Genomic DNA, 5,216 nt, shown 5'->3' with positions numbered 1-5,216 from the left:
ATCTCCGCTCCCCCGCGGCGGTCACGACGGTGACCTCGGTGGTCGGCGCGTCGGCGACCCCGGGCTGGCCGAAGTCGGTGCCGGGCTTGACGCCGGCCGCGACGGCCTTGTCGAGCAGCTGTTGCAGGGTGGCCGGGGAGATCGTGCCCCACTGCAGGTTGGGCAGGGCGGGGCCGGGATAGCTCAGGGTGACCGGGCCGTTGAAGATCACCCGGCCGTCGGCGTACACGCTGGTCTCGGGGAGCCGGCCGACGATCGCGCTCGGGGGCACGAAGCCACCGGCGGAGGAGACCCGCAGCACCAGCGCGTCGCCGTCGCCGTCGGTGGCGGGGGCCGAGGAGCTGTCCGGCGACGGGCCGGTGCTCGGGGCGCCGGCGGCGGTCGGCTGGGCACAGGCGCTGAGCAGGAACAAGGTCACGGCGGCAGCGGCCGTCCACAAGCCGCGAAGTCTGGTCATAGGCGGTCAGACGTACCCCGGGGCGCACCGGTTCCTACCCCTTTCGGGGAAAAAATTCGGTCCGGGACGCAGTGACCGGCCCCGGGGGGCGGGGCCGGTCACCTCTATCGGGGCGGAGTGTGGATCAGGGGCGGCTACTTGACCGAGCCCAGGGACAGGCCCTGCACGAGCTTGTCCTGGGCCGCGAAGCCGGCCACGAGCACCGGCAGCGACACCACGAAGGCAGCCGCGCAGAGCTGGGCCAGGAACAGGCCCTGGCTGGTGACGAAGCTGGTCAGGAACACCGGGGAGGTCTCCGCCACGGTGGCCGTCAGCACCCGGGCGAAGAGCAGCTCGTTCCAGCTGAAGATGAAGCAGATCAGCGCGGTGGCGGCGATGCCGGGCATGACCACCGGCGCGATGACCGAGCGCAGCGTCTTGGCCAGACCGGCGCCGTCCATCGAGGCGGCCTCGAGCATCTCCACCGGCACCTCGGACAGGAACGAGCGCATCATCCAGACCGCGATGGGCAGGTTCATCGAGGTGTAGAAGACGATCAGCAGCCAGATGTTGTCCAGCAGGCCGGTGTTCTGCGCGAACAGGTACAGCGGCAGCAGGCCGGCCACGACGGGCAGCATCTTGGTCGACAGGAAGAAGAACAGGACGTCGGTCCACTTCTTGACCGGCTTGATCGACAACGCGTACGCGGCCGGGAACGACAGCAGCAGCACCAGCAGGGTCGAGATGACGCTGGCGGTCAGCGAGTTCAGCAGCGGCGGCCACGGGCTCGCGCCGCCGGAGAAGAACTCTCGGTAGCCCTCCAGGGTCAGCGGGGCGGCCACGGCGGGCGGGTTGGTGGCGGCGTCGGCCTCGCTGTGGAACGAGGTCAGCACCATCCAGACGACGGGCAGCACGAACAGCAGGCCGACCACCCAGGCGAGCAGCGACAGCCACGGCCCGCCGCGGTCCTTCTTCTTCGGTACGGCCTGGTGGCTGGGCGCGGTGCGGGTCAAGGTGGTGGTCATCGGCCCGGGTCCTCCTTGAACAGCGACGAGACCGTCCGCAGGGCGAACGTCGCGATGATGATCGTGCCGATCACGACCACGACGGCGGCGGCGGACGCCCGGCCGTAGTCGTGGGCCTGGTAGAAGATCTGGTAGATCGTGTACGGCAGGTTCGCCGTACCGAGGCCGCCGGACGTGATGGTGAAGACCGCGTCGAAGTTCTGCACGATGTAGATGGAGCCGAGCAGCGCGCCGAGTTCGAGGTACTGGCGCAGGTGCGGCAGCGTCATGCTGCGGAAGATCTGCCAGCTGCTGGCCCCGTCGATGCGGGCGGCCTCGACGACGTCGAGCGGGCGTCCCTGCAGGCCGGCCAGCAGGATCAGCATCATGAACGGGGTCCACTGCCAGACCAGGGCGAAGATCACCGACCACAGCGGCATGTTGCTGATCCAGTCGGGCTGTGGCGGGTTGTCGGAGCCGAACAGGCCCCACACCCAGGTCAGCGCGCCGTTGAAGAGGCCGTACTCGGGGTTGTAGAGCGCGTGCTTCCAGAGCAGGGCGGCGGCGACGGGCACCACCAGGAACGGGGCGATCATCATCGTCCGGACCGCGCCCCGGCCCCGGAACTTGCGGTCCAGCAGCAGCGCGATGCCGAGCCCGAGGATCAGGCTGATCAGCACCACGCCGACGGTCAGCAGGATCGTCGTCCAGACCGCGTCACGCATGTTGACGTCGGTGAAGACCCGCCGGAAGTTGTCGAAGCCGGCGAACCCGCGCTCGTCGGGGTAGTAGGCGTTCCAGTCCATGAACGAGATGACCAGCGTCGCCACGAACGGCAGCTGGGTCACCACGATCATGAAGATCAGCGCGGGCAGCAACGGCGCCCGCCGGGCCCAGCCGGCGGCCCGGCGCGCCGCACCGGGCGGCGTGGGCGTCAGACCGGTCGTACCGGATCCCGTCTTCTCGGCCACGGATGTCATCGCTGTCGCCCCCTTCAGCCGTTCTCGCGCGATCGGTACCGTTCCGCGACGTCGTCGGCGAGCCGCTGACCCCGTTTCAGCGCCTCGTCGACGGTCATCTGCCCGGCGATCGCGGAGCTGACGTACTGCGAGACCTGGGTGCCGAGGTCGGTGAACTCCGGGATGTCGACGAACTGGATGCCGAGCGCCGGGCGCGGCTGCACGCCGGGATTGCGCGGGTCCGCGCTGGAGATGGCCTGCTCGGTCGGCTCGGCGAACGCCGACGCCTCCTTGAGGTAGTCCGGGTTGGCGTAGGTGGAGGCGCGCTTGCCGGCCGGCACCTTGGACCAGCCCAGCTGACCGCCGACGAGCTCCTCGTACTGCTTGCTGGAGGCCCAGGAGATGAACTTCCAGGCGTTGTCCTTCTTCTCGCTCGCCTGCTGGATGCTCCACGACCACGCGTACAGCCAGCCCGAGCTCGGTGTCTTGACGACCGGCGCGGCGACGTACCCGATCTTGCCCTTGACCGGGGAGTCCGCCGCCTCCAGCGTGCCCGCGGCGCTGGTCGCGTCGTACCACATCGCGGCGTTGCCCTGGACCAGGTTGTTGAGGCACTCGGTGAAACCGGCCTGCGGGGCGCCGACCTCGCCGTGCGCGCGCACCAGGTCCACGTAGAACTGGGTGGCCTGCTTGAACTCGGGCGCGTCGACCCGGGCGTTCCAGTCCGCGTCGAACCAGGTGCCGCCGAACGTGTTCACCACCGTGGTCAGCGGCGCGAAGACCTGGCCCCAGCCCGGCTGGCCGCGCAGGCAGATGCCGGCCATCCCGGGCTGCTTGCCGTCGACCTGCGCGGCGATGTCCGCCACCTGCTGCCACGTCGGCTTCGCGGGCATCTGGATGCCCTGCGCGTCCAGCACGTCCTTGCGGTACATCAGGAACGAGGACTCGCCGTAGAACGGTTCGCCGTAGAGCTTGCCGTCGTCGGCGGTCAGCGACTTGGTCATCGGCGGCAGGATGTCCGCCTGGTTGAACGCGCTGTCGGCCGCGACGTAGTCGTCCAGCGGGGCGATCCACTTGCTCTTGGCGTAGATCGGGATCTCGAAGTTGCTCAGCGAGGCCACGTCGTACTGCCCGGCCTGGCTGGAGAACTCCTGGCTGATCTTGTCCCGGACGTCGTTCTCCGGCAGCACCGTGAAGTTGACGCTGATGCCGGTCTGCCGGGTGAAGTTGGCCTCGGTGAGCCGCTGCAGGTCGATCATCTGCGGGTTGTTCACCATCAGCACGTCGATGCTGTTCGCCCCGCCGGAGCCGGCGCTGTCACCACCCCAGCCCGCACATCCCGAGAGCGACACGGCCAGCAGGGCTGCGGCGGCCCCCGAGAGAACCGCGCGGACATGTGCACGAGACATGGAGCCTCCCCGGCGAGGCGGATCGGACTCCGGCATCTGTGACGCCGGTAACACCGGAATCAGTAGATGCCTGTGATCGACAGGATGTCAACCACTGGTCACAGAGTGCTGCATATATGAGTATCGAAGTTGCCCGGATGTCCTCAGGCGACCCGGGCCGACCGTCCCTGCACGACCACCACGTCCCCCGGCCGCAACTGCCGCCCGCGCCGGGTGTCGACCTCCCCGTTGACCGTCACGTCCCCCGACGCGATCAGGATCTTCGCCTCCCCGCCGGTGTCGATGAGGTCGGCCAGTTTGAGAAACTGTCCGAGTCTGATCATGTCACTGCCGATGGCCACGTCACGCATGCCGACCATCATGCCGAACTCGCCGAAAAGAAAGTCCGGCACGGTTGAACCATTGACGCGTCCCAGCCGAACTACCCCTCGTGAGGAACCTCGAGAAGCACCGCCGGGCGGGCGTACTGGCCGCCGCCGTCGCCGCGGGTGTGCTCTGCGCGGCATCCCCCGCCGCCGCGGACGTCACGGTCAGCCCGCCCAGCGCACCGCAGGGCAGCGGCACCAACGTGACGTTCAAGGTGACGAACACCGCCCGGAGCCCGATCACCAAGGTCAAGCTGATGCTGCCGGCCGAACTGCCGGTCGCCGAGGCCTACCCGCTGTCGGTGGACGACTGGGCACCGCTGATCACGACCAAGTCGCTGGCCACCCCGATGGACGGCATCCACGGCGAAGCGATCGCCGAGACCGCCGCGGACATCACCTGGACCGCGATGCCCGGCAAGGCGCTCGCCCCCGGCAAGTCGGCGGACCTGCCGGTCGCGATGGGCCCGATGCCGGCCTCCGCCCAGATGAGCTTCACCCTGCAGGCGACCTACGCCGACCCGGCCAAGGGCGCTCCCCTGCCGCCGGTCGTGCTGTCCCTCACCCCGGCGGCGCCCGGCCAGCAAGCGGCGCCCCACTCCGGCGGACACAACGGTACGGGCACCAGCGACACCGGAGACGCCGACGCGGCCACCTTCGCCGCCCTGATCGACGCCAACGACGGCCCCGGCTTCTGGACCATCGCCGGCTGGGTCGTCGCCGCACTGGCCGCAGCCGCCGGAGCCGTCGCGGTGCTGCGCTCGCGCCGCCGCCCGGCCGAAGCCGCCACGACCGAAGAGCCCGAGGCCGAGCCGGACGACAAGGAACTCGTCGGCGCGGCCAAGACACCCCGGGTCACGTCCTGGAGCTACAAGGACGGCCCGACCGAGTGACAGACGTCCCGCGCAGGTGGGCGCGGGTGTGTCGTGCTGATGCGCGTGGGGCGCGGAACACGACCGGCGGGTGGGGTCCAGGGCAAGACCCACGACCTGCAACTTGGCGGGGCGGGTAGGTTAGGCTTACCGCCCCGCTCTATTAAATTG

The 5,216-nt window shown here is 69.5% G+C and carries 5 protein-coding genes and 1 pseudogene; 1 reads left to right on the top strand and 5 read right to left on the bottom strand.

Annotated features, from left to right (window positions below; genetic code table 11):
- From AB0C29_RS32445 to AB0C29_RS32425, 5 genes and pseudogenes are all read right to left on the bottom strand, one after another.
- Nucleotides 1-439, bottom strand: a pseudogene (locus tag AB0C29_RS32445) (hypothetical protein); the annotation flags it as partial.
- Between the two features lie 152 nt (nucleotides 440-591).
- Nucleotides 592-1,461, bottom strand: coding sequence for a carbohydrate ABC transporter permease (locus AB0C29_RS32440; protein WP_360543556.1), 870 nt, complete (start codon nucleotides 1,459-1,461; stop codon nucleotides 592-594).
- Complete coding sequence (locus tag AB0C29_RS32435; RefSeq protein WP_360828290.1) at nucleotides 1,458-2,420, bottom strand: sugar ABC transporter permease; 963 nt, start codon at nucleotides 2,418-2,420, stop codon at nucleotides 1,458-1,460. Before AB0C29_RS32435 ends, AB0C29_RS32440 begins: the two co-directional genes overlap by 4 nt.
- A gap of 14 nt (nucleotides 2,421-2,434) precedes the next feature.
- The gene (locus AB0C29_RS32430; protein WP_360828287.1) at nucleotides 2,435-3,808 is read right to left on the bottom strand and encodes a sugar ABC transporter substrate-binding protein; all 1,374 of its coding nucleotides are present in this window, start codon (nucleotides 3,806-3,808) and stop codon (nucleotides 2,435-2,437) included.
- 143 nt (nucleotides 3,809-3,951) lie between these two features.
- Complete coding sequence (locus AB0C29_RS32425) at nucleotides 3,952-4,158, bottom strand: RNA-binding S4 domain-containing protein (protein WP_360828293.1); 207 nt, start codon at nucleotides 4,156-4,158, stop codon at nucleotides 3,952-3,954.
- Between the two features lie 80 nt (nucleotides 4,159-4,238).
- Here AB0C29_RS32425 and AB0C29_RS32420 point away from each other — a divergent pair, with 80 nt between their 5' ends.
- Nucleotides 4,239-5,066, top strand: a complete 828-nt coding sequence (locus AB0C29_RS32420; protein ID WP_360828284.1) for a DUF1775 domain-containing protein — start codon at nucleotides 4,239-4,241, stop codon at nucleotides 5,064-5,066.
- Nucleotides 5,067-5,216 lie beyond the last annotated feature (150 nt).

The sequence above is a fragment of the Actinoplanes sp. NPDC048791 genome, assembly GCF_040650095.1.
Classification (GTDB): Bacteria; Actinomycetota; Actinomycetes; order Mycobacteriales; family Micromonosporaceae; genus Actinoplanes.
This window is presented reverse-complemented; position numbering and strand designations above follow the sequence as displayed.

Bases quoted from the DNA above. Each gene is read 5' to 3' on its own strand.
- AB0C29_RS32425 (WP_360828293.1), bottom strand. From the start codon at position 4,158: ATGCGTGACGTGGCCATCGGCAGTGACATGATCAGACTCGGACAGTTT.
- AB0C29_RS32440 (WP_360543556.1), bottom strand. From the start codon at position 1,461: ATGACCACCACCTTGACCCGCACCGCGCCCAGCCACCAGGCCGTACCG.
- AB0C29_RS32435 (WP_360828290.1), bottom strand. From the start codon at position 2,420: ATGACATCCGTGGCCGAGAAGACGGGATCCGGTACGACCGGTCTGACG.
- AB0C29_RS32430 (WP_360828287.1), bottom strand. From the start codon at position 3,808: ATGTCTCGTGCACATGTCCGCGCGGTTCTCTCGGGGGCCGCCGCAGCC.